Source organism: Acinetobacter sp. YH12040, assembly GCF_013420005.1.
Lineage (GTDB): Bacteria > Pseudomonadota > Gammaproteobacteria > Pseudomonadales > Moraxellaceae > Acinetobacter > Acinetobacter amyesii.
In genome coordinates this window covers 17947-43058 of sequence record NZ_VOZB01000004.1, presented here as the reverse complement: position 1 = coordinate 43058, position 25112 = coordinate 17947, and the positions used below count along the sequence as shown (strand labels likewise).

Sequence of the window (25112 nt, the reverse complement as noted above, 5' to 3'; positions counted from 1 at the left end):
TATCAGGCAGCACCAGGATCTATACTTCTCCAATGTGTATGCCGACCAGATTTTCCATCTACCCTCTAGGATGTATCTCCCCCAAAGACATCCTATTTTTTCAGCCCAGCTCGCCTTGAGTTGGGCTTTTTTTTGCATGAAATAGACATAAAAAAGGGCGCCGAAGCGCCTTAGCATTATGATCATTCAAATCATTGTTGCTGTTGTTGCATCCAACGTCGTTGCTGCAAACGCTCACCTTCAACTTCACGTTTATTACGTGCAGACTCATACAGCTTAGTGCCTTTCAGTTCAGGCGGCATATAATCCTGCATGACAAAATGCTCAGGATAATTATGTGGATATAAATAGTCCACGCCATAGCCTTGCTCTTTCATCAATTTGGTTGGTGCATTTCTCAAATGTAGTGGCACAGGTAGATTCGAGGTTTTTTCTGCCAAATCTAAGGCTTTGTTGATGGCCAAATAAGTACTGTTACTTTTAGCACTGGTTGCCAAATACACCGCACATTGCCCCAAAATGATTCGACATTCAGGCATACCAATTGCCTGCACAGATCGGAAACATTCTCCAGCCAACAGTAAAGCATTTGGATTTGAGTTGCCAATATCTTCTGATGCCGCAATCAACATACGACGGGCAATAAAAACAGGATCTTCACCACCTTTGAGCATTCGAGCCATCCAATACAAAGCGGCATCTGGATCACTGCCTCGAATCGACTTAATAAAAGCCGAAACTAGATCATAATGCTGTTCGCCCGATTTGTCATAGCGTGCAATATTTTGCTGCGCAACTTTGACTACTACCGCATTGTTAATGATATTCTCTAAGTCTGGCTCAAACGTACTGGCGATTAAATCTAAAAGATTTAATGCTTTACGAGCATCACCTGCGGCAAATTGAAATAAAGCTTCATATTCTTCGATTTGAATATAACGCTCTTTTAAAAACGAATCTTGCTGAATGGCTTGATCCAATAAGCGCTGAATTGCGTCATTATCCAGAGCATTTAAGGTATACACCTGACAACGCGACAATAAGGCATTATTAACTTCAAATGAAGGGTTTTCTGTTGTTGCACCAATCAGAGTAATTTTGCCCTTTTCAACCGCATTCAGTAATGCATCTTGTTGTGACTTATTAAAACGATGAATTTCATCAATAAACACCACAGGTGTCAATAAATCTCCACCATCGGCGATGATTTCACGTAACTCTTTCACTCCAGTATTGAGCGCAGATAAACTAATAAATGGTCGGTCAACGGCCTGCGCTAACAACAATGCAATTGTGGTTTTACCTACACCCGGAGGTCCCCAAAAAATAATCGATGGCAAATGCCCTTGGTCAATCATCTGGCGTAACGGTGCATCTTCACCCAGAAGGTGATCTTGTCCAATAATTTGAGATAAATCATGAGGACGCATGCGTTCAGGAAGAGGAATTTGGCTGTCTGACATCTTATTATTTCGTTTCCGGCAATTGGGGACGTTTTTTCTATTCTAACACTGCCTTGGCAGAATCTTTGCTTTATTCGGTATTCAATTTAGGAGGGTGGTTTAATGTCGTTATTTAAGTATCTTGCATGTAAAAAAGCTTAGGCGAATGTTAACTATAATGTAACAAGACTTCCTAGCCCTTATTGATCAAATTAAAGTATCATCGGCAAGATATCCCATTTTAGACTTGCCTGACCCAATTGGACAGATTGTATGAAGCAATCAACAAAGCAAAAGCGAATCGTTCAAGTTCAACAAGGCATTGATCTACCTATAAATTTATTTCAAAAAATGCCCCAAGCCAAGAGTATACAATTACAAGATAATCAATTCGCTGAATTACGAGAAAAACTGAATAGTCGTAATCAAATGTTAGATGCTAGTGTCGACTGTATAAAATTATTAAGTCTAGACGGTCATGTTCTGCATATGAACCGCGCGGGATGTTTAGCTCTGGGCGTACCTCTAACTGAAACTGAGTTTGGTATGTCTTGGCATAAATTACTGCCTGAAGAAGTCCGTGACGCGTGTTTGAATGCTTTTGCCGAAGCCAAAGAAGGTAAAATATCTCGCTTTGTCGGCATGAGCCAAGTAGCAGATGAACCCTTGGCTTATTGGGATAATATGCTCAGCCCAGTATTCAACGAATATGGCCAAGTCAAAGAAATCCTCTGTGTATCACGTGATATTACGATACAGCGACTGGCAGAAAATAAACTTCAACGCATCATTGAACGAGATGATTTAACAGGTTTATTAAACCGCCGTGCGTTTAGTCGAGTATTTAAAAGCCAATTAAAAGTGGCGCGAGAACATCAGCAACAACTGGGTTTGTTATTAATCGATCTAGATTATTTTAAGCATATTAACGACACCTTAGGTCATAGTGCAGGAGACCATTTACTGCATACCCTTGGGCAGCGTTTTCAGCAATGTTTTGATACAAATATTGTAGTTTCACGTTTAGGTGGCGATGAATTTGCCATTTCTATTCCAAATTTAAAATCGCAACAACAATTACAGAATTTTGCCAGCATCGCCTGTCAGCAAATGGACATGCCCATTTTCTATAATGGGCAAAGTATCAATATTGGTATGAGTATTGGCTGTGCGATCTACCCTCGCGATGCACAAAATACCTCCAATTTACTTAAATGTGCTGATATTGCGCTAAATGATTTAAAAAGCAGTGGTCGTGGTGGTGTACGTATGTTCAACCATACTATGTTAAAAACCCTTGAAAATACTACTCGCCAATTAACGCTTGCACGCAGCTTGATTAAGTCCAATCAAATTATTCCGTTTTATCAGCCCAAAGTTCGTCTTTCTGACAGTCAAGTTATCGGCTTTGAAGCGTTGTTACGTTGGTATGATAAAGACCAACAATTACAATTACCTTCTCAAATTTTTGCTGCATTTCAAGATTATGAATTGGCTTCACGCATTAGTGAAACAATGCAAATTAAAATCTTTCAAGATATTCAAAAATGGATTGAACTTGGACTGCAACCGCTACCGATTTCTATAAATGCTGCACCTGTAGAATTTTTACGTGATGATTATGCGGAAAAACTACTGAATCGCTTAAAGCAGTTTGGTATATCACCGGATATTATTGAGGTCGAAATTACCGAGCAAAGCCTGTCAGAACGTGGCTCAAATTATGTGATTCGCGCTCTCCATTTATTAAAAGAGCATGGCATACACATTTCTCTAGATGATTTTGGTACAGGTCATTCATCATTAACACGTTTGAGTAATTACCCTGTCGACTGTATTAAAATAGACCGTAATTTTGTGGAACGCATGCATACCGACTGTTCAGCACTTGCCATTGTCAAAGCGATTACCCAAATTGGTGCGAGTGTTTCCCTGAATATACTAGTCGAAGGTATAGAGAAACCGGAACAGGTCGATACATTAAAAGAATGTAATTGTCATACTGGACAAGGTTTTTACTTTTATCGCCCGCTCAGTTATGACCATGCGATGGAACTTTTGAGTCACTAAAACTTGTGGAGCAAGACACGATGACACTGAAGTATTTAGTCAGTGCCTGTCTGGCAGGCCAACCCGTTCGTTATGATGCAAAATCAAATACACAACAAGCGATTTGCCAACTGATGCAGACTCACCAAGTCATTACGGCCTGCCCAGAAATGATGGGCGGCCTGAGCTGTCCACGTTTTCCTGCAGAAATTCAAAATGGTCAAGCCACTGATGTGCTCAATGGTACAGCTCAAGTTAAAGATGTTTTGGGGACAGACGTTAGTGCTGAATTTATTGCAGGTGCTCAACGAATGTTAGAATTGGCCCAATTACACAAAGTTGATGTTGTTGTCTTGAAAGATCGCAGCCCGTCTTGCGGCAGCCATTATATTTATGACGGCAGCTTTACCCGTACGAAAATTGAAGGCTATGGAGTAACCACAGCACTCCTCAAACAGCACGGTTTTCAGGTTCTGTCAGAACAAGACTTTCTGGCTATGATACAAGATCAACTCTAGATCCAAGATAGAGCGTATCTGTGTCCTTTAGCGTACCCAACGTACAATATAATCTTCAATATCGTCAGGGTTGACGTCTTCTTCACTGATGCAACGCCCTGCGGCAGACTTTCGTGCCTTCAAAATACTGTCACGATTTCCCGTCACTAGATGATGCCAACGTGGTAAATCTTTACCTTCAGAAATTCTACGATAAGCACAGCTCGGTGGTAGCCAATGAAATTGGTGAATCTGATGTGGCGTCAGCTGTATACAGTCTGGAACATGTGATTGACGATTTGGATAATCGGAGCAAGATGCCTTTTCACAATCTAAAAGTTTGCATGCCACTTTGGTGTAGGCAACCTCATGAGTATCTTCATCTTCAAGCTTAATTAAACAGCAAAGTCCGCAACCATCACAGAGTGACTCCCACTCCAAATGGGTGAGTTCAGTCAAAGCATGCTTTTTCCAAAAATGTGGGCGTAGAGTATCGGTCATCTTCTCGCTCGCAACAAAGGTGGCAGGCATATTAACTGAACCTGCACATTAATTCTTTGTTTAAGTTACCGAATATTGAACATTAAATAAACAAAAGACTACATAGTAGGTTTTTTTAGCCTCTTATAATGGGCATACAGAATAAAAAATCACATGGAGATAAAACTATGTTCCGCTGGGCTATTATTTTCGCTGTAATTGCATTGATTGCGAGTTTGCTAGGTTTTGGTGGTGTGGCAGGCTTATCCAAAGACTTTGCTGTTATTCTTTTGGTTATTGCAGTTATCCTTGCAATTGTTGGTTTCCTCTCTCGAGGAAAAGTTTAGGCGACGGATTGTATGTCGTTTTAAACTACAAATTACCCCCCCCCTTAGACTCATGGATAAGAAACGTACGTTTTTATCATCTTGAGTGTCAATGAAAAAAATAAGAGCCTATGAGCTCTTATTTTTTTACATCCACGTAAACTTACTACGTTATATGGTTTTAGCTTTATGGTTTTAAATGACGTGGTCTAAAGCCTGTTGCAATTAAGGCGATACCATAAGCAGCAACACCAATCACACATAAGATGATCACTTCCGCGACACGCATCCACGCAGATACATCACCGTTGTACCATGTTAAGCCATACCACAGTGCAGCAATCATCACAGCATTGGCTATCGCAAACTGAATCACCAACTTTTTCCAATGTGCGCCAAAGCGAAAAATATTGCGCTTATGTAAATAAAAATACAGCATCCCTGCATTCACTAATGCGGAACCAGAGGATGCCAATGCCAAGGCCATATGCTCAGCATGCCAATCAATCAGTTTAAAGAACCCAATAAACACCACGTTAAGAATGGCATTGGCTGCGACCGCCATTAAACCTACACGTACTGGAGTTTTGGTATCTTGCTGCGCATAAAACCCTGGTGCAAACACTTTGATCAACATGAATGAAATCACACCAGCACTCATACATTGCAATGCCAATGCAGTCATCTGTGTATCTTCAAAGCTAAATTGACCACGTTCAAATAAGGCCTGAATAATAGGTGTCGAGAGCATGAAAAGCGCAATACTGGCAGGCACACCCACCAAGATAATGACCTTAGCTGCCCAATCAATCATACGACGGAATTTTTCTTGATCTTGTTCAGCATGACGCGCAGACAACGAAGGTAAAATTACAGTACCAATAGCTACCCCAATCAAACCTAAAGGTAGCTCGGTCATACGTTCAGCACTATATAGCCATGATACTGAACCGTCTTGCATAAAAGACGCCCAAATGGTGTTCAACAGTAGGTTGATCTGCGTCACTGAGACACCAAACAGTGCTGGCAGCATCAACTTCATGATGCGATCAACACCTTCGTGTTTGAAGTCAACTTTCGGTGGAATCAGTAATTTTTTACGCCACAGCTCTGGAATCTGAATCGCCAATTGCAAGAATCCTGCCGCGACAACAGACCAACCCAAAGCCATAATTGGCTCAGCCATATAAGGGGTTAACCACAGCGCACCGGCAATCATCGCGACATTGAGTAACACTGGAGCGAACGCAGGTGTACTGAATGAGCCATAACTATTCAAAATACTGCTGGCAAATGCCGTTAAGGACATAAACAGTAAGTAAGGAATCGTTAGGCGGAACATATCGGTAGCTAACGCAAATTTGTCTGCATCACCATGGAAACCCGGTGCATAGATATAAATAATCGCGGGTGCCGCCACCATTGCGATGAACGTCAAACTAGTCATCACCAGACCTAAACAGCCAAAAACACGGCTAATCAGAATCTGGACTTCGGCATGGGTTCTACTGGTTTTATATTCAGTCAATACAGGAATAAAGGCTTGTGAAAATGCCCCTTCTGCGAATAAACGCCTAAAAAAGTTAGGAATACGAAAGGCAACCACGAAGGTATCGAAGTCTTTACCTGCACCAAATACATTTAACAGGACAATATCCCGTACCAGTCCCAATACACGGGACAACATAGTCATTGCACTGACAATGACTGTCGAACGCCAAAGCGCCATCGGTATTTCTCACTTTTGAAAGTGCGCCTATTGTAATGAAACTCGTCAAGGAATTTCATTGGTTTATTAAACGCAGTATGTATTGTTTATTTGTTTTTAAAATGATGCAGCTGTTGACGAAAAGCGTTCCACTCAAAAAATGGACCCGGATCAGTTTTACGTCCCGGTGCAATATCTGAATGCCCTGCAATATGTTGTTGAATTTTTGGATAAACCTGCTGCAAACATGCCACCACTTGAGTCAATACCTCATATTGCACAGGTTCGAAAGGCAAGTCATCACTGCCCTCCAGCTCAATCCCAATCGAATAATCATTACATTCTTTTTGTGCTAAATAGGTAGAACGCCCTGCATGCCAAGCACGATCGTTAAAATTCACAAATTGCAGTACTTCACCTGTACGCAAGATCAATAAATGGGTAGAAACCTCCATACCTTCAATGGTTTGAAAATAAGGATGTTTCGACCAATCCAACTGATTTTGGAAAAATTGTTCGATATAACCACCGCCGAACTGAGAAGGTGGCAAACTAATATTATGAATGACGACAAGCTGAATTTCGGTATCTGCGGGACGCTGATTAAAGTTCGGTGATGGAACTTGACGCGCACCTAGCAATTGCCCATCCTGCACCTGAAATGTTGTTGCTTGTGACATAAAAAAATCCTGTGTCTAAGCCGGCCTGCAATGCTGCAGATCAAAACGCCGAGCCCTACTTGAAAGTTTTAATGCTAAAACTTTCACATTGAAATCTCAATTCAAGTCTGTGAAAGGAGTTAAAAATCACTCATTTTTAAGGAACAATGCTAATATAACGCGCACATTTTCCTGGGTTAAAAAGATACGGAACTTCTTATGAGCATATCGCAATCTTTGCTTGAACAATCAATCCAAATCAATATTCAACACGCACTACAAGAAGATATTGGCGAAGGCGATATTACAGCCCTGTTAACTCCAGAAGATGAACAAGCAACTGCAACGATTATCAGCCGTGAAGAGATGATCTTGGCGGGTCAGCCTTGGGTCAATGCACTCATTCAGGCTTATGATGCCGCTGTCCAAGTCACTTGGTTGAAAAATGACGGTGACCGTGTGGCCGCAGGCGAAGCCTTTTTAAAACTCGCAGGTTCTGCGCGTAGCTTACTTACGGTTGAGCGTCCAGCCTTAAATTTTGTACAAACCTTATCTGCAGTAGCGACCAAAACCGCTGCCTATGTCCAGCAGCTTGAAGGTTTGCATACTCGTCTACTCGATACCCGTAAAACCTTGCCAGGCCTACGTATTGCTCAGAAATATGCTGTCGCTGTTGGTGGAGGTCAAAACCATCGCTTAGGTTTATTTGATGCTTTTTTGATTAAAGAAAACCACATCATGGCTGCTGGTGGCATTAGCCAAGCTATTGCTAAAGCGCATACCATTGCTCCGGGTAAACCCGTTGAAGTGGAAGTCGAAACTTGGGACGAACTCAACCAAGCGTTGGAAGCAGGTGCGGATATTGTGATGTTGGATAACTTTAGTCAGCAACAAATGATTGATGCCGTCAAACATGTGAATGGTCGCTGCAAACTTGAAGCCTCAGGCAATATCACTATAGCAAATTTACGTGAAGTGGCAACAACGGGTGTCGACTATATTTCGATGGGTGTTTTAACCAAAGATGTGAAAGCAATTGACCTGTCTATGCGCTTTAATGCTTAAACGTTACCAAAATTAAATCCATTTAAAAAAGGGTGCTCATCAGCACCCTTTTTAAGATGATTCCTTTTAATCATCATCTTTGCCTTTTGAATTCTCTTCTCGCTCTTCATCCTGATCTTGATCAGCTTTAGCATCACGATCATCATCATTTTGCTCATTGTCATGATCACGATCTGATGACAAAACAAAGCGCTCTTTATCCTCATCTTTTGAATTGGAAACATCACAAGCACTCAGTCCTAAAAGTCCCAACAATGAAAAACCGATCAATAACGCTTTCATTATTTTCTCCTTGTTATTGTGTTCTTCACACTGTGCTGAAACTTTGCTGCCAACAATAGCGCTTTTCGGTTTTAATTTGTCAGTCGATATTACTCACCCAACTTAAAAACAAAAAAAAGCACCCGAAGGTGCTTTTATCAACTTAAGCTTGAGTAAATCTTACCAACCCAAAGCTTCTTGTTGTTTCTTAATCAACTCTTGAATACCTTTTTCAGCCAATTCAAGCATTTCATTACACTGTGCACGCGTAAATGGTTTGTCTTCAGCTGTGCCTTGAAGTTCAATGAACTCACCTGCTTGTGTCATGACCACATTTAAGTCAGTTTGGCAGTTTGAATCTTCTTCATAGCAAAGATCAAGTAATGCTTCATCTTGATACATACCTACAGAAACAGCTGCAACTAAGCCTTTAAGCGGATCTTGTTTGATTTTTTTATTTTCAAGCAAGACATTCATCGCATCGACCAAAGCAACAGCTGCACCTGTGATTGATGCTGTGCGTGTACCGCCATCTGCTTGAATCACATCACAGTCGATGCTAATTGTATTTTCACCCAATTTTTTCAAATCAACCATGGCACGTAAGCTACGACCGATCAAACGTTGGATTTCTTGTGTACGACCACTTTGTTTACCACGTGCTGCTTCACGGTCACTACGGGTATGTGTAGAACGTGGAAGCATGCCGTATTCCGCAGTTACCCAGCCTTGACCTTTCCCTTTAAGGAAACGTGGCACTGAGTTGTCGACACTTGCAGTACAAAGAACTTTTGTATGACCAAATTCAACCAATACAGAACCTTCCGCATAACGTGTGTAGTTACGGGTAATTTTTACTTCACGTAATTGATCTAATGCTCGTTGGTCGATACGCATGATGAGTCCTTAATCTGACAAAATTGATTGCGGTACATTATAACAGAAGGTACAGCCAGATTCGGGACGCATTCGTGCGCATTTACAAAATCCATTCATCCAAGTTTTGATAGGCCCATCGTACGACATCAGGAAATTTGTTAGACTGAAGCCACGCAAAATTCAGGACGAATTGCATGTCGATACGGGAAGAACGTAAGCAACAAAGTCGTAAAGCTATCCTTGATGCAGCGCTTGCATTGAGTACCACAGGCCGTTCTTTTAGCAGTCTGAGCTTACGCGAAATTTCCCGTCATGTCGGCTTGGTTCCTGCTGCGTTTTATCGCCATTTTCAAGACATGGACGAACTCGGTTTGGAACTAGTCGACCAAATGGCCCTGCACCTTCGGAATGTCCTCAATCAACTGAGTCAGCAATGCTTTCAAGCACCAGATGCACGCACACGACAAAGTCTGGATTATTTATTTCATGCCGTTGAGCAATTTCCTGAGGCATGGATGTTTCTTATTGCTGAACGTTGGGGTGGTTCAGCTTCCTTAAGACAAGCCATTACACGTGAATTTAATTTTCTCAGTACCGATTTGGCCCATGCACTGGCTCAAGTTGAAGCGACTCAACATATTCAATCCGAACAAGACCTCAAAGTATTGGGACAAATTTTGTTTGAATTGGCCTTAAGTTGGGCCATGCAGTGGATTGACTTACATCGACATATTGACCTTCCACAACGTACGGATGCGCTACAACAATTTCGCCGCCAAGCTCAGACTCAAGTTCAGCTCTTATTTCGTGGCATCTTACATTGGGATCGATCTTTGGCTCAAATCTCTGATCCACAAAATTTATCGCCATAAAAAAGCCGCATCGAGTGCGGCTTTTTTATGACATCTGTTATTTTGCTTTGCGTTCTTTATCAACAAGGAATTTCACGATTTCAACGGTACGTGCATCTTCACCTTGTACGATGTATTTACCATTGACGGTAATCGCAGGCACGCCACTCAATTGATATTGAGCCGCTAAGCTTTTCGCTTGAGCAATTTTTGATGACACAGCAAATGATTTAAATGTGCTGTTAAATTTCGCTTCAGGAACACCATAACGGGTGTAGAACTTCGCAAATGCGCCTTGTTCTAAGATATTTTTCTGACCCACATGAATGTCATGGAACAATTGTAAATGTGCTTTTTGACGAACACCCAATGCTTCCGATGCATAGTAAGCACGTGCGCCTTGTTCCCAAAGTGGGTTCATTGCTGCAGGTGTACGGACAAAACGTACATCTTTAGGCAATTGCTTTAACCACGTTTGCATATGCGGTTCTAATGTAAAACAATGTGGGCAGCCATACCAAAAGAACTCACGGACTTCGATTTTACCTGGACGTTCGACTTTAATCGGTTTTGGAATAACCGTGTAATCAGTCCCCGCGACAAATTGTGCTGCCATCGCACTGCCGGAAAAAGCCAAAATAGCTGTTGTAATCGTGCCTAAAAGGAATTTTTTCATTGAACTTATCGTCCTCAAAATCATTATGATTAGTTTATGGCAACACTATAAATCAAATCTGTCGATTTCGTTTTCATTCTGTGAACTTTTTTAAGGCTTTTATCGCTTTTTTTTCAGGACGCGCTACACTAACTCCCATAAACTTTTTTCTAAAATATAAAGACTTGATTGAGGTGCAACCGATGTCGCAATTGAATGTTGATCCACAAGAAATTGCCAAATTTGAAGCTTTCGCAGCCATATGGTGGGATCAGCATTCTGAGTTCCGCCCTTTGCACATGATTAATCCCCTGCGTTTGAACTGGATTGATGAGCATTCAAATGGTATCACTGGCAAGAAAGTATTAGATGTAGGGTGTGGCGGTGGTATTTTAGCTGAAAGCATGGCACGTCGTGGCGCGCAAGTATTGGGTATCGACATGGGCGAAGCGCCATTAAATGTTGCACGCCTACATGCCGAACAAGAAAATGTGCAAAATATTGAATATCGCCAAGTGCCTGTAGAGCAATTGGCAGAAGAACAAGCAGGTCAATATGACGTCGTTACCTGTATGGAAATGCTCGAACATGTACCTGATCCAGCATCAATTATTTTAGCGTGTCAAAAACTGGTAAAACCGGGTGGTCATGTATTTTTCTCGACCATTAACCGTAATCCTAAAGCGTATTTGTTTGCGATTATTGGTGCGGAATATGTTTTACGTATGTTGGCGAAAGGCACTCATGATTATTCCAAGTTTATTAAACCTTCAGAATTAGCTCATGATATTCGTCAAGCCGAGTTAAAACTCAAAGATATGACTGGTTTACATTATAACCCGATCACCAAACGCTATTGGCTCGCACCCAATGTGGATGTGAACTATATGGTTCATACGGTGAAAGAAGCCTAATGAAAGCTGTACTCTTTGATCTTGACGGTACACTGATTGATACCGCGGCTGATTTTATTCGTATTATTCAAGACATGTGCCGTGACAAAGGCATTGCGGTGGTCAGTGCAGAAGATATTCGTGTACAAGTATCTGAAGGCGCGCGTGCGATGGTCAAACTGGTCTATCCAGAGTTAGACGTTGAAGATCCTGTCTTTCTGGCACATCGTCAACGCTTTCTAGATCTGTATGGTGCTGATATTGCAGTTGATACCGATCTATTTGAAGGCATGTATCCACTACTCGCAGAGTTAGAACAACATCAAATTCCGTGGGGCATTATCACCAATAAGCCGCGTTCACTCAGTGAAGCGTTGCTCAAAGCGTTGAATTTGACTGAACGCTGCTCGGTATTGGTTTGCCCAGACGATGTCAGTAAAACCAAGCCAGACCCAGAGCCGATGTATTTAGCAGCCAAGCACATTCATCTAGATGCTCAAGACTGTATCTATGTCGGTGATCATCCACGTGATATCGATGCCGGTCGTAATGCGCAGATGTACACAATTCTTGCGGCTTATGGCTATTTACCTTTACAACACAAAGATGACTTAACAGCTTGGCATGCAGATTGTATAGTGAAGACTGTTGCTGAATTGCATGAAGTCATTCATGATTTGGTCATCAAACCGAAAATGCTAAACACAGCGACTTTATAACGATAGAACACAACACAATAAAACGAGGAGGTACGGATGAAATATTCAGAATATCAACCTCGCCCCGATCTGCTTAAAGATCGCATTATCCTGATTACAGGTGCGGGCGATGGTATTGGCCGTGCGGCTGCCCTCAGTTATGCCTTACATGGCGCAACCGTGGTCTTACATGGACGCACACTGAATAAACTAGAAGTGATTTACGATGAAATTGAAGGATTGGGTGCCCCCCAACCGGCTATTTTACCGCTACAACTGTCTAGTGCCTCTCCTCGTGATTATGAGCTATTGGTCGACACCTTAGAAAAGCAATTTGGTCGCCTAGACGGCATTTTGCATAATGCAGGGATTTTGGGTGAGCGAACTGAACTAGAACATTATCCTGTGGATGTTTGGGATGATGTCATGGCGGTGAACCTTCGTGCGCCCTTTGTACTGACTCAAGAGCTGATGCCCCTACTGCAAAAATCTGAGCATGCCTCAGTGGTCTTTGCCAGTTCAGGTGTGGGGCGTGAAGCCCGTGAACGTTGGGGCGCGTACTCGGTTTCAAAAATTGCCATTGAAGCCGTAAGCACTTTATTCGCAAAAGAAAATGTACATCCGAATATTCGCTTCAACTGCATTAACCCAGGGGCAACACGTACTGCCATGCGTGCAAAGGCGTATCCAGACGAAGATCCAAAAACTTTGCCTACGCCTGAAAGCATCATGCCTGCATATTTATATTTAATGGGTGACGACAGCTTGCATTTAACCGGTGCCAGCATAGATGCCCAAGATGAATAGGGTGAAAACCCAATTTAAAAAGGAAGCTCGCGCTTCCTTTTTTTATGTATTGAATGCCTACAAGACATCATTAACCGACTGATTTCGCGGTGTCCACGCGAAAGTCGACTTGAGTTTTTAGCAAATTTGCCGATACTTGAGGCATTCTTTAAAAACATTGGATTGATACATGTCTGACTTTAGCAATATTACAGTGACTCCAACTGAGGATGGCATGGTTAACCTACTGGTCGATGGTCAACCGATTTCAGCAAAATATGGCATGAAATTCGACCCGAGTATCGTGGACGATTTAAAAGGCTTAGATGTCGGTCAAAATGCAAAATTATTTGAACAATTTATTTTTTCGCATACTGACTTAAACTTTGAGCATGCCTATTTCTATGTCACTTGCATTCAAAAGCAAGAAGCAGGCTTTCAAGTGATCACTAACTTTGTTTATCGCATCATTGCGCAAGATCAAGCACCGTTTGAGCATGTGATTACCAAACAAGGTGCAGCAATGACACCTGAAGATATTAATGAATTTATTCAAGCTCATATTCAAAAATCATTAACGGATTATACCGACCTGAAATACGCATACTAATTACGTTCCAAGTGACACATTTAGAACTAAAAAGGGCCATTTGATGCCCTTTTTTTAAACTCTTAGATTAGCATTTGAAATTCAACAAGCTTTGATCAATAGACAGCTTCATTACCCAACTTGCCATTGATCGTATTTTTAAATTATTTTTATAATAATATTCTGTTTTTCAAATCAAGTATAAAAGCATAGACTGCTGAGCATGACATAGACCGACGGCAAGGAGACCCAAATGGCTGATCAAAAACGTAAAATTGAAACCATTCGTTCAATTGAAAACTTACAACTGACTGAAAATTTGATCTCTGCAATGGACGATGCCGAGCAAGCTGAATCTGTGGCTCAAGCGATTTATTCACTCCAATGCCTCAATGAGCAGTGGTACTAAAACCCGAATTTACCCACCGTTTTCAGTCCAGTATCTCTACCCTATTTGCCCATCAAGACTTGATGGGCATTTTTGATCTTGCTTAAAATAGACCTCAAATTTGATCAAAGCTGAATTGCAAGGATAAAAGCACGCTTTATCGGGCCATCGTTTTCAAGATGGAAAGATTGTTCTCGGCGCCAAATTTATCGCATAATATCCGCAATCTCTTCGTTTTATTTAAAGAAATATTCATCTTTCTTCACAGTTTCTCTGCATTTAATGCGTACAGTAGTGATATTGAAGATAAATTACTCATGAGGGTTGAACATGAAAAAGATTTTGCCAATTTTGGCTCTTTCTTTCAGTGCTTTAATAGCAAGCAGCATCACGTCTGCAGCGCCTCACTTCAAGAACGATGAACGTGGCTTTGATGGCCCACGCGGCAATGCATATGGTCAAATGAAAAAAGATCGTGATTTCCGTGGTTATCAGGACGATGACGATCTTGAAGATCGACGCCGTATGCGTGAACAACGTGGAGTCAAACGTTTGCAACAACATAAATGGCAAACGGGCTATGTGATGCCACAGCATTATCGTGGTAATGGTTATAAAGTCGATTATAAAGACCATAACTTACCTAAACCATCGCGTAATCAGCAATGGTATAAAATCAATAATGACTACATATTGGTCAACTCAGATAGTAACAGTATTCTGAAAATTTTAGGTATGTAAGCCATTTTGAATTAAATTTCGCCATATTTTTTAAAGCCCAGATTAACTCTGGGTTTTTTTATGAGGTTTTTCAACATTTAACCGAAAAGCCTGATGCTGCCTAGCTTTCAGGTCATTTGCACACCTTCAAATTTCCTCCATACATTTCACAATTCAACTATATTACCCCCACGCTTTCTCTGAACTTTCTCGCTAATTTTGAATCATCGAAAAACAGATTAGAAATGTATAGAGGTGTCCCATGAACAAAATCGTATCGACTTTAGTTCTTTCAGTATCGGCTTTAATGGCAACGACAGCAGCAATCGCTGCACCAGACCATCGTCAAGATGACCGCCGTTACCATCCGTCATACCAACATCAAGATAACCGTTGGAACAATGACCACCGTCCGAGCAATTGGAATAACAACAACCGTTATGACAATAATCGCTACGACCGTAATGACTTTCGTCGTGTAAACCCAAGCCGTGATTGGCGTGTCGGTCAAAGCTTTCCACGTTATTTCGACTCAAGCCGCTACAAAGTGAGTGATCGTGAAGCACGCCGCTTACCGAACACCGGTCGTTATCAACAATGGTACAAAATCAATGGTGATTACGTGCTAGTCAATGATCGTACCGATCGCATCATTCGAATTAAGAATGGCTAATCATTCAACGATCTCTTGAGTCCCTTTCCCAACACCTGAACACTGTTCAGGTGTTTTTTTATATTTGCTTTCCGCTGTCATCTGTTTTTGTTTAGAATCATCCATAACAGAGCGAATAAACAGGCATAGGCATGCAAACGAATATCACTGAACCATCTTCCAGCACAACCTTACAGTATGTGCATTGGTTCCGTCATTCTGCACCCTATATTAATGCGCATCGCAACAAAACCTTTGTCATCATGTTTGATGGTGAAGCGCTGCAACATGAAAATTTTCAACACATTATTCATGATATTGCCTTATTACACTCACTTGGTATTCATCTAATTTTGGTGCATGGTGCTCGTCCGCAAATCAATCATAATTTACAAAGCAGCGGCATCAAGACACCATTTCATCATCACCGTCGCATCACCACTCGCGAATCCTTACCTGCGGTGATGAATGCCGTCGGTTCCATTCGTCTGCAAATTGAAGCCCTCCTGTCTATGGGTTTAGCCAACTCACCGATGTACGGCGCGCGTATTGATGTGGTCTCAGGCAATTTGGTCACGGCAAAACCGTATGGCATTCGTGACGGTATCGATTTTCAACTGTCTGGTGAAGTTCGTTCCGTCGATATCGATGCGATTCAACGTCATTTAGAGAGCCAAAATATTGTGGTGCTTGGGCCAACAGGTTATTCCACGACAGGTGAAGTGTTTAATTTATTGGCTGAAGAAGTTGCGACCAAAACCGCGATCAGCTTAAAAGCGGATAAGTTGATTTTCTTGGGCAAACAACATGGTTTGCACAATGAACATGGGCAGCTACAACGCGAAATTACGCCTCATCAACTTGATCAGCATATTTTGCAATATCAAGATTCTAACCCCGACATAGCCCTGCATTTAAGCGTTGCCAAAGATGCTTCCCTTCAAGGCGTACACCGTGTTCATCTCATTTCCTATGCTTATGATGGCGCATTGATCGAAGAATTGTTCACGCGTGACGGTTCTGGCACCATGATCACTGATGCGCATTATGAAGAAGTGCGTACTGCCGATATTCAAGATGTTGGCGGCTTAATCAATCTCTTACGTCCTCTCGAACAAGAAGGTATCTTGGTTTATCGCTCACGCGAACGTCTGGAAAATGAAATTGGACAATTTGCAGTGATTGAACGTGACGGTACGATTTTGGCCTGCGCTGCGTTATACCCGATTCCTGTCACAGGGAATGAAAAACGCTCTGCTGAAATCGCGTGCGTAGCTGTGCATCCAGGGTATCGAAAATCAAATCGCGGTAGCCAAATTTTGCATTATTTAGAAGAAAAAGCGCGAGATTTAGGTATCGAACAATTGTTTATTTTGACCACACGAACAGCGCATTGGTTCCTTGAACAAGGTTTTGAACAAGTCAGTGTCGATGACTTACCGAATGCCCGTCAGGCCTTATATAACTATCAAAGAAACTCATTGGTTTGTAAAAAGTCACTTTAAAGTGGCTTTTTTTATGCGCTGAATAGCATTATTTTGCATAAGGTTATGCCGAATCCCTTGGCATAACCCTTCAATCACTTTGCAAGCCACAGAATAACTATATCTGCCATTTAAATAACCATAATAAATAAAATAATTTCAACAACTTAAAATAATACCTCTGCACATTATATGTTTTTCTAAAATCATAATTTTTCATAAGTTTTGCTGATTTTTATTTATCTTTTTTCCTGATTTTAAATTTAAGTTTTCTTATTTTTTTCGAAAAAGAAAACTCTTTAGCTTATGTGTTCATAAATCAACAGTTCTGCAACTTTAGGCCTTTATAGGAGCAACACATGCGTACTCACAAAGCAAAACTTTGGACAAAAACACTTGTACTGTCTACAGCGGTTGTGGGTGGCATGATGATGTCGGGCTGTGGCAAAAAAGAGGCTGAAGAAAATGTCACCTTAAATATCGGCTTCCAAAAATATGGCTTATTGCCAATTTTAAAAGAACGCGGAACCTTAGAAACAGCCTTAAAAAGCCAAGGTGTAAATATCAAATGGGTCGAATTTCCTGCTGGTCCACAGTTGCTTGAAGGCCTGAATGTAGGCAGCGTGTCATTTGGTGAAGTCGGTGAAGCACCACCTATCTTTGCACAAGCCGCTCAAACCGATTTGGTTTACATTGCCAACCAACCTGCTGTTCCAAAAGCTGAAGCGTTAATTGTGCAAAAAGATTCGGCTATTCACAGTATTCAGGATTTAAAAGGTAAACGTGTGGCCTTAAACAAAGGCTCAAACGTGCATTACCTGTTGCTCAAGTTGTTGGAAGCCAATCAGCTTAAATTTAGCGACATCAATGTCGTGTATTTACCGCCTGCCGATGCACGAGCTGCCTTTGAAAAAGGTGCAGTCGATGCATGGGTAATTTGGGACCCGTTCCTTTCTGCCGCTGAGCATCAACTTAATGCTCGCACCATTGCCAATGGCGAAAACTTGGTGAAGAACTACCAGTTCTATTTGGCCGATCGCAAATTTGCTCAGGAAAATCCAAAAGTCCTGCAAGCTGTGGTGAATGAGTTGAATTTGACCACGCAATGGGTCTCAAAAAATCAAGACGAAGCGGCCAAGTTACTCGAAGGCAAAACCGGCTTAGGTCTGGATGTACTTAAAACATCAATTTCTCGCTTAGGCAATCAAGTGACGCCGATTACTGCACAAGTGGCGCAAGAGCAGCAGCAAGTCGCTGATGCGTTTTATAACGAAAAATTAATTCCCAATAAATTAAATATTGAGTCGGCCATTATCAAATAAGCCGACCACAGCATAAGGGCGATGCCATGCGTATTCTAAGAACATTTTCCATACTGACTTTAACCACTTTTGGCCTTGGACTCAGTGCCTGCCAAAAACAAGAAACAGCACAGCAGGATCGTGAAAAACCAGCTGAAACAGCCGTAAAAACCTTGGTTATTGGTTTTCAAAAATCAGCCTTAAATTTGCTGGTTGCCCGTGAACAAAAGCTCTTTGAACAACAATTTCCCGGCGCTCACATTGAGTGGAAGGAATTCCCTGCTGGCCCACAAATGTTAGAAGCCCTTGCCGTCGGTGCAGTGGATTATGGCTATGTCGGCAACACCCCGCCTATTTTTGCCCAAGCTGCCAATAAAGACCTGAATTATATTGGCTATGAAGTGGTGCCTGAACAGTCGCTTGCTGTCGTGATTCCAGCGGATAGCTCAATCAAAACCATTCAAGAATTACGTGGCAAACGCGTTGCTGTACAAAAAGGCTCGAGTGCGCATGAGTTATTAGCCAAAACTTTAGAAAAAGCCGGTTTGACTTGGAATGACATTCAACCGATTTGGATTCCACCAGCAGATGCACGTGCCGCATTTGATAAAAAATCAATTGATGCATGGGCCATTTGGGACCCGTTTTTATCTGCAGCGGAGTTGGATGCTCAGGCTAAAGTGCTGATTCAATCTGGTGATTTTCCAAAGACCTATTCATTTTATGTGGCAAATCCAAAAGTCGTTCAAGCACACCCTGATGCCCCAGCTAAATTTTTAAAGGCCCTAGACGCTTCCGATCAGTGGATTGTGAAGAACCAAAATGTGGCTTTAGAGATTTATCAAAACAGCACTGGGCTGCAAAAGAATATTGCTGCGCAAGCCTTTTCTCGCCGATCTAAACCATCTCCTGTGCGCCCACTGACACCCGAGGTCATACAAGCACAGCAAAATATTGCGGACTTATTTGAACAAGTCCAACTGATTCCAAACAACATTCAAGTCCAAAAGCAAGTTTGGACACCTTCATCACATTGATACCCGAGCCATCAAAAATACAAGGAACTGAACATGAAAATTTTCTGGTTTATCCCTACCCACGGTGACAGTCGCTACTTAGGAACAAGTAAAGGTGCACGCCAAGTCGATCATGCCTACATGAAGCAAATTGCGGTAGCGGTGGATAATCTTGGCTATGAAGGCGTTCTGATTCCGACAGGTCGTTCATGTGAAGATCCATGGCTTACAGCTGCAAGCTTGATTGATGCCACTAAAAATCTAAAATTTCTAGTCGCGCTACGTCCAGGGGTGACAACGCCTGCACTGACTGCACGTATGGCTGCAACTTTTGACCGTTTATCTGGCGGTCGAATCTTACTCAACTTAGTCACAGGCGGCGATGAGCAAGAACTCAAGGGTGATGGTGTCTATGAAGATCATGCGACGCGTTACCAAACTGCAGCAGAATACACCACGATTTGGCGTGAAATTTTAACCCGTTCACATACTGGTGAAAGCTATACCTTCCATGGCGAACGTTTGAGTGTGGACGACGCAAAATTACTTTATCCACCGGTACAAAAACCGTATCCACCACTATGGTTTGGCGGTTCTTCAGAGGCAGCTGTTGAACTGGCGACTGATCAAGTTGACACCTATTTGACTTGGGGTGAGCCACCTGCTGCGGTGAAAGAAAAAATTGCAGTGGTGCGTGAAAAAGCCAAAGCCAAAGGACGTGAACTGAATTATGGCATTCGTTTACACGTCATTGTGCGTGAAACCAATGAAGAGGCATGGAAAGCAGCTGAAGAACTGATCCAATATGTCGACGATGCCACCATTGCCGCCGCGCAAGCCAAGTTCAAAACCATGGACTCTGTAGGGCAACGCCGTATGGCTGAACTACACAATGGCGACCGCAGTAAATTAGAAGTATCGCCAAACTTATGGGCGGGTGTCGGTCTGGTTCGTGGTGGTGCAGGTACAGCACTCGTTGGTGATCCTGAAACCGTCGCCGCACGTATCCAAGAATATGCCGATCTAGGTATTAGCACTTTTATTTTCTCTGGTTACCCACACCTTGAAGAGTCTATTCGTTTTGCAGAATTGGTGTTCCCACTACTGCCATTGGAAACACGTCAAAAATTGGTTCAACCTAACTTAACCGGCCCATTTGGTGAGATTGTCGCGAACAACTACACCCCAGATGAAAATAAAAAAGCTAAAAAGATTCAGGAGCCGGCCTAATGTCCAAAACTTTTTCTGTTGAAACCTTCAAAGCACCGAAGGTTTCACGTGGAACACAACTCGGGCAGCGTTTGCTGCCTTGGTTGTTTCCTATTGCATTAATTATCGTGTGGCAAATTGCCTCTGTTACAGGGCTGTTAGAAAGTCGTATTTTGCCTGCGCCAAGTGCGGTGGTGGTGGCCTTTTGGAACTTACTGATCAGTGGTGAACTGTGGAAGCATGTCCAAATCAGTGCGGGTCGTGCTTTGGTTGGGCTTTTAGTTGGGGGTGGATTAGGTCTTTTTTTAGGGCTGCTGAATGGTTCATCCAAAACAGCATCGACGCTACTTGATACCACGCTGCAAATGATCCGTAACATTCCTGCTCTTGCCCTGATTCCCTTGGTGATTTTATGGTTTGGGATCGATGAATCGGCCAAGCTTTTTTTAGTTGCTATTGGAGTATTCTTTCCCATTTATATCAACACCTATCATGGTATTCGCTCTGTAGATCCTCAACTGATTGAAATGGGCAAAAGCTACGGTTTGAGTGGCTGGCAACTGTATAAAGAAATCATTCTACCGGGGGCGATGCCGTCTATTTTAGTTGGTCTGCGTTTTTCACTCGGGCTCGTTTGGGTTTTGTTGATTGTGGCAGAAACCATTTCTGCACAAGCCGGCATCGGTTATATGACCATGAACGCACGCGAATTCCTGCAAACCGACATCGTCTTGGTCGGGATTTTATTGTATGCCCTACTCGGTAAATTGGCCGATGTACTGGCTGTTACCTTAGAAAAATATTTACTCCGTTGGCACTCGGGTTACCAAAAATAAGGAGCATATGATGACCGATTTAAGTATAAGCCGTCATGCAGACGACTCAACCCAACCTCAGCGTTCTTCTGTCGAGGATATCAACCCCCATGCGGTGTTGGGCGCAGAGATCCTGATTGAACAACTACACAAATTTTATGGCGATGTTAAAGTCCTTGAAGACCTTGACCTGCATATTCAACCCGGTGAATTCTTGGCGATTGTCGGTCGTAGTGGCTGTGGTAAAAGTACCCTGCTTCGCCTCATCGCCGACTTAGAAAAACCGAGTTATGGAGAAATTAAATTTAAGTCTGCTCGTCATATTCGTGAAGGCATCACAAGTGATGATATTCGTGTGATGTTCCAAGACCCTCGCCTCCTGCCTTGGCGTAGCATTGAGAAAAATGTGCAACTCGGTTTAAGCAAAGACCAACATGCCAATGCCACAGCACTCCTCGATAAAGTTGGTTTAAAAGACAAAGCGGGGCTTTGGCCAACACAGCTGTCAGGAGGGCAACGTCAACGTACTGCACTGGCACGTGCCTTGTCACATAAACCACGCATTTTGCTGCTAGATGAACCACTGGGTGCGCTCGATGCCTTAACACGTTTAGATATGCAGAATTTGATTGAAAAACTCTGGACTGAACAAGGTTTTACCGCAATTTTGGTCACGCATGATGTAAGTGAAGCCGTGCAGTTGGCAGACCGTATAATCTTGCTCGATAAAGGCCATATTGCCAAAGAATTTAGTGTCGATTTGCCCCGCCCACGAAAAAAAGGCATTGAATTTACTGAACTTGAACAACAAGTCTTACAAGCGGTCTTGGCCACTTAAGCTGTACTTGTGCAGGAAATCATCACTTAAACCGTGTGACTTCCTGTACTATTCAAGAACAATATCGCAACAAAACCATGTTTAGCATTGAGGGGAGATTTATCGCCTGTTGACAAATACATCACAAAAATTACGACAAATCATAAAAAGCCATGACTAAAAATAATGATTTATTTAAATTTCACCCTAAAATGATTATTTGAAATATTATGGCATTCGTCGTATTTATTTGACCGTTGAACAGAATAAACTGCCAAAATTCATAAAATTAAAAACGATGATTGTGCACAAATCTGTTGATTTGCCGTACAATTCAATATTCCCTTTTCATTTTCTTAAAAGAGCTAATGGAACAAAAAAAGAGTACCCAGAAACGCCACCAGTTGCTTAATGCAGCACTGGATGTCTTTTCCCTGTATGGCTTCAATGGCGCCAGCTTGGATGAGATCGCACAGATTGCAGAAATGCATAAATCGAATATTTTCTATTACTATGAAAATAAAGAAGCGCTTTATGTTGAAGTTCTGACAACGGTTCTACAAAAGTGGCTTGCTCCGCTACAAATGTTGGAAGCAGACCTTGAGCCTGAAGAAGCGATCACCAATTATCTATTGCAGAAAATTGAAGTATCTCGTACCCAACCGAAAGCCTCACGTTTGTTCGCACTTGAAGTCATTCAGGGCGCACCACACATTCTTGAAATTTTAAAAGGTCCACTAAAAAAATTAGTGAAACGCAAAGCCAAAGTCATTAGCAACTGGCAAGAACAAGGCAAAATTTCAAAAGATATTGATCCAGAACTTTTAATTCTGAACATTTGGGCAATTACGCAAAACTATGCTGACTTTGCAACCCAAATGGAAATGGTCACTGGAAAAACCTTACGTAATCGCAGTATGCAACAACGGATTATTCAACATACCGTTCATATGATGCTTTACGGTGTAATTCCACGCCCAGAAAAGTAAATTGAATTGGGTCGAATTGGCATACGACCATAGCATTCTATGGTCGCCGACCGAAATTAGCTAAATGCCTTATTTTACTGTTTGATATAATTCCAATAATTTCTTTGCGCCGAATAATAAATTTTCTTCCCAATCCAAATGTGCTGTGTCATTCGCACCATCGGTAATATATTTTACCGACACAAAGCGAACACCCAGTTTTTTACATACTTTAGCGATTGCGTAGCCTTCCATATCGACAAGATTACACGGTACTTTCGGCAGCCCAGTTTCAAAGCTGTCGCCTGTACCACAAATTCCTTTAGGCAAATGGCTAAACATGCTCTCTGGCTGAATTTCAGCAGGATGATCGGTATCCATCGGGGTCACCCCGACATCAAAACCCAAAGGCGATACGTCCATATCCCGTTGTACAAATTGAGCCACTTCAACCAACGCATGTGCATCAAAATGTGAACTTCCCGCAGTGCCCAAATTCAGCAAAGTATGACATCCGGTTTTTTGAATCACATCAAAGGCTTTAAATGCGGCATTGACTTTACCAATACCACTGTAATGCACTTCAATGCCTGCAGCTTCAAATAAGCCTTTAGATTCACTCGGCAGTGCCATAATTAAAGCGATTTGCTGACGCATAGCGGTCTCCTCAAATTGATGCCTTCATATAGCATACATTTGCACGTGCGCAGAAAAATCATCTTCAAAAATCACATTGCTCAGAAAAATAAATTCCTCAAGCAGATTCAACTGCTATCAAATTTGAAATTGCATAGGCCGCTTGCCAATAAAAGATGGTGCCAATTGTTGGTCATGACGTAAGGCATCTAAAATCTTCTCTAATGCAATATGTGCCATATCCCCTCTCACACTATGCGAATGGGTCATCGGCATATGCTCGATGCCAGCTCTTCGCGCTGACAAAATTTTAATGTCTTGTTTGTTGACCACCCAAGTATAGGCATTCACAGCCGGCATCAATGCCTTAGACAACAATTTTGGAATGGGAAATTTATAACTGACACAGGTATAAACCCGTGACTCATACGGCCCCACAGGGCTAATCAGACTATTAAACACCATGCCCGACGGCTCTCCCCAATGGTACTCCACCAAGGTAATATTCGGTGCGATAAAACTGTCGCGGTGGACTTGTTCAGCACCATGCGGATTGGTTAGCCATGGCATCATGCCAACATCTGCATCATGGTCATGATAGTCAACCACTACTTTGCGCGGCCCAACATCTATGGTGGCATCTACGGCTTTTCCGGACTCTGAACGAAACCAGCCTTCATGGACAAATATAGTATGGGTCACATCAATAATATTTTGTGCAACAGCGCCCATCTCGCCATCATAACTGCCAACCATGTAGTAGCTGACCCAACCGGCTTGATCATAAAATGGTAATTTAAATATTTCTGGGCGTTCTTGTTTTGGCTTTTCACCGAGATAAATCCATACCACCCCATCTTGCTCACACACATCAAAACTACGCTGTTTAAAGGGATGCGGTTTTTCTGGAAAAAATTGTCCATTGACACTGGGAATATGCGCCACATGGCCATCACCCTGATACGACCAACCATGATATGGACATGTCACACAGCCATCAGTCATTTTACCCTGAGACAAAGGCACACCACGATGCACACATTGATCGAGCAATGCAGCGGCTGTTCCATCTTTTTGTCGGAACAGAACAATTTTTTTACCATACAGGGTGGCTGAAAAAGGTTGATCTTTTTTGAGTTCTTTAGAGGTACAAGCGACGTACCACTCTTCTAATAATCCTTTGGCATCATCCCAAAAACTGGTTTGATTACACATAATTCGATCCTTATTTTTATCTTTTTTGTTTTAATCCATAATCCTTACTCTAG

The 25112-nt window shown here is 42.2% G+C and carries 28 protein-coding genes; 19 read left to right on the top strand and 9 right to left on the bottom strand.

Annotated elements, in window-relative coordinates; genetic code table 11:
- Positions 1-191: 191 nt before the first annotated feature.
- Positions 192-1463: a replication-associated recombination protein A gene (locus FTT99_RS05395; RefSeq protein WP_111885104.1), complete on the bottom strand. Its 1272-nt coding sequence runs from the start codon at positions 1461-1463 to the stop codon at positions 192-194.
- A gap of 252 nt (positions 1464-1715) precedes the next feature.
- Here FTT99_RS05395 and FTT99_RS05390 point away from each other — a divergent pair, with 252 nt between their 5' ends.
- Together FTT99_RS05390 and FTT99_RS05385 are read left to right on the top strand one after the other, a co-directional pair.
- Positions 1716-3512: an EAL domain-containing protein gene (locus FTT99_RS05390; RefSeq protein WP_180130530.1), complete on the top strand. Its 1797-nt coding sequence runs from the start codon at positions 1716-1718 to the stop codon at positions 3510-3512.
- Positions 3513-3532: 20 nt separating this feature from the next.
- A complete protein-coding gene (locus FTT99_RS05385; RefSeq protein ID WP_078193265.1) occupies positions 3533-4009 on the top strand; it encodes a DUF523 domain-containing protein in 477 nt (158 codons plus the stop codon).
- A 27-nt stretch (positions 4010-4036) separates the two neighbouring features.
- Here FTT99_RS05385 and FTT99_RS05380 read toward each other — a convergent pair whose 3' ends face one another.
- Positions 4037-4489, bottom strand: coding sequence for a YcgN family cysteine cluster protein (locus FTT99_RS05380; RefSeq protein WP_180036044.1), 453 nt, complete (start codon positions 4487-4489; stop codon positions 4037-4039).
- Positions 4490-4656: 167 nt separating this feature from the next.
- Here FTT99_RS05380 and FTT99_RS05375 point away from each other — a divergent pair, with 167 nt between their 5' ends.
- Complete coding sequence (locus FTT99_RS05375; RefSeq protein WP_005006601.1) at positions 4657-4815, top strand: DUF1328 domain-containing protein; 159 nt, start codon at positions 4657-4659, stop codon at positions 4813-4815.
- A 166-nt stretch (positions 4816-4981) separates the two neighbouring features.
- Here FTT99_RS05375 and murJ read toward each other — a convergent pair whose 3' ends face one another.
- Both murJ and ampD read right to left on the bottom strand, forming a co-directional pair.
- Positions 4982-6523, bottom strand: coding sequence for a murein biosynthesis integral membrane protein MurJ (gene murJ / locus FTT99_RS05370; protein WP_078193266.1), 1542 nt, complete (start codon positions 6521-6523; stop codon positions 4982-4984).
- Positions 6524-6609: 86 nt separating this feature from the next.
- A complete protein-coding gene (gene ampD, locus FTT99_RS05365) occupies positions 6610-7182 on the bottom strand; it encodes a 1,6-anhydro-N-acetylmuramyl-L-alanine amidase AmpD (RefSeq protein WP_180130528.1) in 573 nt (190 codons plus the stop codon).
- Positions 7183-7380: 198 nt separating this feature from the next.
- Here ampD and nadC point away from each other — a divergent pair, with 198 nt between their 5' ends.
- Positions 7381-8226 carry a carboxylating nicotinate-nucleotide diphosphorylase gene (gene nadC / locus FTT99_RS05360; RefSeq protein ID WP_180130526.1) on the top strand — a complete coding sequence of 282 codons (846 nt, stop codon included), beginning with the start codon at positions 7381-7383 and terminating at the stop codon, positions 8224-8226.
- Positions 8227-8292: 66 nt separating this feature from the next.
- On the opposite strand, the gene FTT99_RS05355 is transcribed toward nadC, so the two are convergent.
- Positions 8293-8508: a hypothetical protein gene (locus tag FTT99_RS05355; RefSeq protein ID WP_180078513.1), complete on the bottom strand. Its 216-nt coding sequence runs from the start codon at positions 8506-8508 to the stop codon at positions 8293-8295.
- Between the two features lie 159 nt (positions 8509-8667).
- Positions 8668-9384, bottom strand: a complete 717-nt coding sequence (rph, locus tag FTT99_RS05350; RefSeq protein WP_111885099.1) for a ribonuclease PH — start codon at positions 9382-9384, stop codon at positions 8668-8670.
- A gap of 176 nt (positions 9385-9560) precedes the next feature.
- Here rph and FTT99_RS05345 point away from each other — a divergent pair, with 176 nt between their 5' ends.
- Positions 9561-10238 carry a TetR family transcriptional regulator gene (locus FTT99_RS05345; RefSeq protein ID WP_180130524.1) on the top strand — a complete coding sequence of 226 codons (678 nt, stop codon included), beginning with the start codon at positions 9561-9563 and terminating at the stop codon, positions 10236-10238.
- A gap of 37 nt (positions 10239-10275) precedes the next feature.
- On the opposite strand, the gene FTT99_RS05340 is transcribed toward FTT99_RS05345, so the two are convergent.
- Positions 10276-10893 carry a thiol:disulfide interchange protein DsbA/DsbL gene (locus tag FTT99_RS05340; RefSeq protein ID WP_111885097.1) on the bottom strand — a complete coding sequence of 206 codons (618 nt, stop codon included), beginning with the start codon at positions 10891-10893 and terminating at the stop codon, positions 10276-10278.
- Between the two features lie 182 nt (positions 10894-11075).
- Between FTT99_RS05340 and ubiG the strand changes: the two genes are divergently transcribed.
- The 14 genes from ubiG (at position 11076) to FTT99_RS05270 (ending at position 23229) form a co-directional block, all read left to right on the top strand.
- On the top strand, positions 11076-11786 hold the full coding sequence (gene ubiG, locus FTT99_RS05335; RefSeq protein ID WP_078190637.1) for a bifunctional 2-polyprenyl-6-hydroxyphenol methylase/3-demethylubiquinol 3-O-methyltransferase UbiG: 711 nt from the start codon (positions 11076-11078) through the stop codon (positions 11784-11786).
- Positions 11786-12484, top strand: coding sequence for an HAD family hydrolase (locus FTT99_RS05330; protein ID WP_180130522.1), 699 nt, complete (start codon positions 11786-11788; stop codon positions 12482-12484). The genes ubiG and FTT99_RS05330 overlap by 1 nt, the downstream gene beginning before the upstream one ends.
- Positions 12485-12520: 36 nt before the next feature.
- Entirely contained in the window at positions 12521-13270 is a 750-nt protein-coding gene (locus tag FTT99_RS05325) for a YciK family oxidoreductase (protein WP_180022987.1), read from the top strand.
- Between the two features lie 169 nt (positions 13271-13439).
- A complete protein-coding gene (locus FTT99_RS05320; RefSeq protein WP_111885093.1) occupies positions 13440-13859 on the top strand; it encodes a hypothetical protein in 420 nt (139 codons plus the stop codon).
- Between the two features lie 232 nt (positions 13860-14091).
- Positions 14092-14247 (top strand): hypothetical protein, encoded by a 156-nt coding sequence (locus FTT99_RS05315; protein WP_180063058.1) that lies wholly within the window; start codon positions 14092-14094, stop codon positions 14245-14247.
- A 309-nt stretch (positions 14248-14556) separates the two neighbouring features.
- Positions 14557-14967: an RcnB family protein gene (locus FTT99_RS05310; protein ID WP_180008591.1), complete on the top strand. Its 411-nt coding sequence runs from the start codon at positions 14557-14559 to the stop codon at positions 14965-14967.
- 241 nt (positions 14968-15208) lie between these two features.
- A complete protein-coding gene (locus tag FTT99_RS05305) occupies positions 15209-15619 on the top strand; it encodes an RcnB family protein (RefSeq protein ID WP_180084471.1) in 411 nt (136 codons plus the stop codon).
- 131 nt (positions 15620-15750) lie between these two features.
- Complete coding sequence (gene argA, locus FTT99_RS05300) at positions 15751-17103, top strand: amino-acid N-acetyltransferase (RefSeq protein ID WP_180084472.1); 1353 nt, start codon at positions 15751-15753, stop codon at positions 17101-17103.
- A gap of 338 nt (positions 17104-17441) precedes the next feature.
- On the top strand, positions 17442-18404 hold the full coding sequence (locus FTT99_RS05295; RefSeq protein WP_180130520.1) for a sulfonate ABC transporter substrate-binding protein: 963 nt from the start codon (positions 17442-17444) through the stop codon (positions 18402-18404).
- 26 nt (positions 18405-18430) lie between these two features.
- Positions 18431-19420 carry an aliphatic sulfonate ABC transporter substrate-binding protein gene (locus tag FTT99_RS05290; RefSeq protein ID WP_180130518.1) on the top strand — a complete coding sequence of 330 codons (990 nt, stop codon included), beginning with the start codon at positions 18431-18433 and terminating at the stop codon, positions 19418-19420.
- 33 nt (positions 19421-19453) lie between these two features.
- Positions 19454-20629 carry an FMNH2-dependent alkanesulfonate monooxygenase gene (ssuD, locus tag FTT99_RS05285; RefSeq protein WP_180084475.1) on the top strand — a complete coding sequence of 392 codons (1176 nt, stop codon included), beginning with the start codon at positions 19454-19456 and terminating at the stop codon, positions 20627-20629.
- On the top strand, positions 20629-21444 hold the full coding sequence (ssuC, locus tag FTT99_RS05280) for an aliphatic sulfonate ABC transporter permease SsuC (RefSeq protein WP_180130516.1): 816 nt from the start codon (positions 20629-20631) through the stop codon (positions 21442-21444). The genes ssuD and ssuC overlap by 1 nt, the downstream gene beginning before the upstream one ends.
- Positions 21445-21454: 10 nt before the next feature.
- Positions 21455-22261, top strand: a complete 807-nt coding sequence (locus tag FTT99_RS05275) for an ABC transporter ATP-binding protein (RefSeq protein ID WP_180130590.1) — start codon at positions 21455-21457, stop codon at positions 22259-22261.
- A gap of 347 nt (positions 22262-22608) precedes the next feature.
- The gene (locus FTT99_RS05270; RefSeq protein ID WP_078190649.1) at positions 22609-23229 is read left to right on the top strand and encodes a TetR/AcrR family transcriptional regulator; all 621 of its coding nucleotides are present in this window, start codon (positions 22609-22611) and stop codon (positions 23227-23229) included.
- Between the two features lie 69 nt (positions 23230-23298).
- Here the strand turns inward: FTT99_RS05270 and FTT99_RS05265 are convergent, their stop codons facing one another.
- Entirely contained in the window at positions 23299-23865 is a 567-nt protein-coding gene (locus tag FTT99_RS05265; protein WP_078190650.1) for a 5'-nucleosidase, read from the bottom strand.
- A gap of 117 nt (positions 23866-23982) precedes the next feature.
- Entirely contained in the window at positions 23983-25059 is a 1077-nt protein-coding gene (locus tag FTT99_RS05260) for an aromatic ring-hydroxylating dioxygenase subunit alpha (RefSeq protein ID WP_180130514.1), read from the bottom strand.
- Between the last annotated feature and the right edge of the window lie 53 nt (positions 25060-25112).